Annotated in this window: 1 pseudogene; it reads left to right on the top strand. The window is 63.6% G+C overall.

The features are described 5' to 3' along the window. Positions 1–31: 31 nt before the first annotated feature. Positions 32–261: pseudogene (locus ABQE89_RS26350) on the top strand (HNH endonuclease); the annotation flags it as partial.

The raw sequence follows: 261 nt of genomic DNA, 5'->3' as shown, positions 1-261 counted from the left end.
CGTGTCGGTGGTGGGGGTTATTGTCGAACCTATGTTCGAGGGTGTGACGGAGGTGAACCTCATCGATGTGATGGGGGAGTTCACCCGTGACGAGTCGACCTCGACGGCGTTGCGGTTGTTGGCCGTCGGTGAGTTATATGCCCGGCGCGCGGTGGAGCGCCAGGAGACGTTCGGCTGGATTTGTGATCCGGTGGAGCAGGTGGCCGCCGAGATCTCGGCGGCACAAAACATCAGCCGCGCGCGGGCGGTGGGCCAGATCCA

The sequence above is a fragment of the Mycolicibacterium sp. XJ1819 genome (assembly GCF_053483675.1).
This window is presented reverse-complemented; position numbering and strand designations above follow the sequence as displayed.